The organism is Isoptericola sp. NPDC057391 (assembly GCF_042668085.1).
In the GTDB taxonomy this organism is placed as follows: domain Bacteria; phylum Actinomycetota; class Actinomycetes; order Actinomycetales; family Cellulomonadaceae; genus Isoptericola.
In genome coordinates this window covers 1-2,643 of record NZ_JBHVBO010000308.1, presented here as the reverse complement: position 1 = coordinate 2,643, position 2,643 = coordinate 1, and the positions used below count along the sequence as shown (strand labels likewise).

Annotated in this window: 1 protein-coding gene; it reads left to right on the top strand. The window is 74.0% G+C overall.

Annotation, left to right across the window (positions count from 1 at the left end):
- Positions 1–73 precede the first annotated feature (73 nt).
- On the top strand, positions 74–2,563 hold the full coding sequence (locus ACFUVW_RS20555; RefSeq protein ID WP_430573149.1) for a trehalase family glycosidase: 2,490 nt from the start codon (positions 74–76) through the stop codon (positions 2,561–2,563).
- Positions 2,564–2,643: the final 80 nt, after the last annotated feature.

The following is a 2,643-nucleotide window of genomic DNA, read 5'->3' as shown; positions in this document are numbered from 1 at the left end:
CGTGCCCGCGCCTCGCGCGGGTACGGCCGCCCTTCCGTCCACCCATGTGAGCGCTCACAGACCAGGAGCCACCATGACCGACCGCCCCACCACCCGAGCCCTGCGCCGCGCCCCCGTCGTCCTCGGCGCCGCGGCCGCGATGCTCGCGTCCGTCGCCGTCCCCGCCGGGGGTGCGACGGGCGCAGACGGACCGCCCGGCGCCGACGTCGGGCTGCAGCGCCCCTTCGCCCTGCCCGGCTACGTCGAGCGGGACGACAACGGCGCCCTCCTCGTCGGCGAGGGCGAGAGCCGCTTCGCCCTCCGGGTCGACCTGCTGACGTCCGCCGGGAAGCTCGTCCGGGAGAACCAGGGCCTGCTCAACCACGTCGCACACATCGGCCCGGTGACGGTCGACGGCTCGTACTACGAGGTGGAGATCAGCAGCGACGACCGCACGATCACCCCCGACCGCCTCGGGGCGCTGCGCGAGATCCTCGCCCACCCGGACGAGTGGTCCGCCGAGCAGGTGGCGCAGGCGCGTGAGCAGCTCCCGGCCCTGCAGGCCCGGTACGACCAGACGCAGCGGGACAAGCAGACGATCCTGCTGCGGTTCGCGCGGACGGCACCGAACACCCTGGTCGGGTCGGTCACCGCGCGCGACGCCGACGCCACCGTCTTCCTCGAGGCCGCGGCGCCGTGGGACGAGGAGAACTCCTACGCGGTGACCGGCGACGGCGTCCGCGCCACCGGCGCCGGGCTCGACGACCCGTCCGCCGTCGGCCACTTCGCCCTGCTCCCGACGCAGGCGCCGGACGACGGCGCGGCCTACGCGTCCGAGGACGACATGGTCGCCGCGATGGAGGGCGAGGAGGGCGCCGCCGGCGACGCCGCGGCCGCCCTGCGGTACGACCTCGAGGAGGGCGAGACGATCACGTTCACCACGAGCGTGGCGGACGAGCCCCCGACGGCGCGCCCCGGCCGCGGCAGCATCCTCGGCACCCTCGCCCGGGCCAGGGCGAAGGCCGACGACGGCACGCTCAGCGGCAGCGGGCCCGCCGGCCGCGCGGCGACGGCGATGCGCAGCGCCATGGCCCTCAACGCCAACTACGACGAGCAGTCGCGGCAGAGTTTCCTCGTGTGGGGCTGGGGCCGCGGCGGGGCGGAGAACGACTCGATCTTCACCGGCTGGGACTCCGCCTGGGACGCGATCACCGCGCTCACCGTGGACCCCGACCTGGCGCGCCAGCACGAGCGGGTGCTGTTCGCCTCGGGCGGGCCCCGCTACGACCAGCTGCACGCGGGCCCGATGCACGCCTACGCCGTCAAGCGCATCTACGACGCCACGGGCGACCGTGACCTCGTGGAGCAGGCCTACCCGGCGCTCGTGGAGTTCTTCGACAGGCTGCCCGAGTGGGACGTGAACGGCGACGGCCTCCTCGAGGCGCCCTACGAGCCGGACCCGAGCAAGATCGGCAACCACCTCGGCCTCGACGACCTGCCCCTCTACCTCGCCGCCGACCGCATCGCCAAGGAGGACGGCAGCGGCGACGAGCGCGACAACACGGACCTCACCGACGTCGCGCTGACCTCCTACTACGCGCTGATGGCGGACTCGCTGACCGAGCTGGCCACCGCGCTCGGCCGCCCCGAGGACGCCCGGCGGTTCGCCGCCGTCCTGGAGCGGACCAAGGAGGCCGCGAACGCCACCCTCTGGGACGACGAGCGCGGCATGTACCTCGACCGCAACCTCGACGGGACGTGGGGGAACGTCGTCACGCCGACGATCTTCTACCCGCTGTTCGGTGGGCTCGCGACGCCCGAGAGGGCGCAGCGCACGGTGGAGGAGAACCTGCTCGACCCGGACCAGTTCTGGGGCGAGCACGCGATCCCGAGCATCAGCCGCGACGACGCGGAGTACTGCGCGAACGGCGACGTCTCCGCGACCTCGTCCGAGGAGTACACGTACTACGTGGGCTGGGGCGAGGAGAACACCTGCGAGCAGTGGCGCGGCGCCGTCTGGCCCCCGATGAACGCCAGCGTCTACGACGGCCTCAAGCGGTACGGGCTCGACGAGGCCGCGGGCGAGCTGGCGACCAAGAGCACGCGCATGTACCTCGACAGCTGGGACGAGAACGGCTACTTCCCCGAGTACTTCGACCCGGAGCCGGGCCAGGTCATCAACGCGTCCGCCGTGGACAGCGCGTGGCGCTACTACACCTGGTCGAACGTCATGCCCCTGATGGCGGTGCACGAGCTGGTCGCCGAGGACGCGTGGGGGCGGCCCGGGTCGGTCACCTTCGGCTCGCACGCCCTGCCCGGCCGCAACGCCGTGGACGACGTGCGCGTGGGCGGGCACACCTGGGCCGCGACGGTGAGCCCGCGCGCGACCTCCCTGGAGCGGGACGGGCGCACCGTGTTCCGGTCGGCCGGCGGGCGCGTCGTCGTGCGCGACTTCGTGCTGACGCGCGACGGCGCGTGCTTCGACGTCAACGCCACCGACGACGCGCGGCTGCAGGTGACGCCGCGGCCCGGCACCACCCTGCGCACCACGGTGCGGGAGGGACGGTCGCACGTCTGCCTGTGACCCCGCGCGACCACTCGCACCCCTGAGGCGCCGGCGCCCGGTCGTGTACACCCGTGACGGCCCGGCGCCCGCGCAGTGGG

Bases quoted from the DNA above. Each gene is read 5' to 3' on its own strand.
- ACFUVW_RS20555 (WP_430573149.1), top strand. From the start codon at position 74: ATGACCGACCGCCCCACCACCCGAGCCCTGCGCCGCGCCCCCGTCGTC.